Here is a 1,651-nt window from a genome sequence, read left to right on the forward strand (position 1 = left end):
CGGCGATCCAGGCGGCGGTGGAGGCGGGCCTCGGCGTCTCGGTGCTGCTGGACGGCCATATCCGCGAGGCGATGCGGGTGGTCGGCCCGGCCGAGGGCCTGCCGCCGGCGCCGCGCGCCGATTTCGCCCTGTACCGCGCCGCCCGGCCGGCCGAGGACCCGGCGGCGGTGCAGTCGCTGCAGGACTTCCTGGCGGCCGAACTGGAAGGGCTGGCCTAGACCGGGCGCTTGTCGAGGGCCAGCCGCACGGCGAAGCCGGCCAGCAGGCTGCCCATCACCCAGCGCTGCACCTGCAGCCAGGTCGGCCGCGTCGCGAACCAGGCGGAGATGCCGCCGGCCGCCAGCACGATCAGCAGGTTGACGCTGAAGCTGATCGCCACCTGGGTGGCGCCCAGCACGACGCTCTGCGCCAGCACATGGCCGCGCTCCGGGTCGATGAACTGCGGCAGCAGCGAGACGTAGAAGATCGCGATCTTCGGGTTCAAGAGCGCGGTCAGAAAGCCCATGGCGAACAGCTTGCGCGGCCGGTCGGGCCTGAGGTCGCGGCGCGGCCGCAGCGGCGACCCGGCGCCGGGCCGCACCGAATTCCAGGCCATCCACAGCAGGTAGCCGGCGCCGGCCAGCTTCACCGCCTCGTAGGCCAGGGGCACGGCGAGCATCAGCGCGGTGAGGCCGATGGCCGACGCCAGCATGTAGCAGAGCAGGCCCAGCACCACGCCGGCCAGCGAGATCGCCCCGGCCAGCCGGCCCTGCAGGATCGAGCGCGACAGCAGGTAGATCATGTTCGGCCCGGGGGTGCAGACCATGCCCAGGGCGATCAGGGCAAGCCCGGCCAGGCCGGTGGGGCTGACGATCATCACGGAAATCCTCGGATGCGACGCCGCCGAGCATCGCGGTCCGCTCCGCTTCCCGGCAACAGGAAGATTGCTCGGAGGGCAAGATTCGTCGCCCGGAGCGGCCCGTTGCCGCTCCCGCCACCGCCCCTCACCAGCGCAGCACGTTGCCGACCCAGCTGAGGCTGGCGTCATAGGTGCTGTGGCGCTGGCCTTCGAGGGCATAGCGCAGCGCGTCGATGGCGTGGTTCTCGCGGTCCTCCAGCACCGGCAGGATCTCGCCGCTGCGCGGGTCGGTGCGCCAGGCGTAGAGCGCCAGCTCGTCGATCAGGTGGCGGCAGCGCGGATGCACCAGGATGTCGCAGCTCTTCAGGAACTCGACGCCCTCGACGACCGACCCCGGCCCCTTCTGCGCCGCCCGCAGCCGCGGGAAACCGTGGCGCTGCAGGTAGCTGATGGTCTCCGGCCGGGCGCCGTCGGCGACGATCGGCCATTGCCGCGACGCCGGCACGGTGTCGAACAGCGCCGGCGTGCGGTCGATCTCGCAGCCCACCCGATAGGCCTCGTGGTCGACATGCAGGGTGCGGCCGATCAGGAAGCAGCGCACCAGCACGGTCGGGTCGCGGGCGAAGCCCCAGTCGGCGCCGAACAGGAAGAGGGCGTCGGCCGGGGTCTCGAACGCCTCCACCCGCCAGTTCTGGAACACCCGCGCCTCGCTGGCCCGCTGGTAGCCGCCGAGCCAGACATGCTGGAACTTGTCCGGGTCGCGGTCGCGGTCCCATTCCAGCTCGGCCTTCAGCACCTTCGGGAAATGCGGGC

2 protein-coding genes and 1 pseudogene are annotated in these 1,651 nt (G+C 72.0%); 1 reads left to right on the forward strand and 2 read right to left on the reverse strand.

The genetic code is table 11. The annotated features are described in order from the left end of the window. Positions 1-218 (forward strand): annotated as a pseudogene (locus tag P409_RS39700) (hypothetical protein); the annotation flags it as partial. Here P409_RS39700 and P409_RS33750 read toward each other — a convergent pair. Then, on the reverse strand, positions 215-856 hold the full coding sequence (locus tag P409_RS33750; RefSeq protein WP_034848995.1) for a LysE family translocator: 642 nt from the start codon (positions 854-856) through the stop codon (positions 215-217). The pseudogene P409_RS39700 and the gene P409_RS33750 overlap by 4 nt on opposite strands. Positions 857-983: 127 nt before the next feature. Continuing rightward, on the reverse strand, positions 984-1,651 hold a 668-nt coding region (locus P409_RS33755), incomplete at its 5' end, for a PBSX family phage terminase large subunit (RefSeq protein ID WP_034848997.1).

Source organism: Inquilinus limosus MP06 (genome assembly GCF_000767795.1).
Lineage (GTDB): Bacteria > Pseudomonadota > Alphaproteobacteria > DSM-16000 > Inquilinaceae > Inquilinus > Inquilinus limosus_E.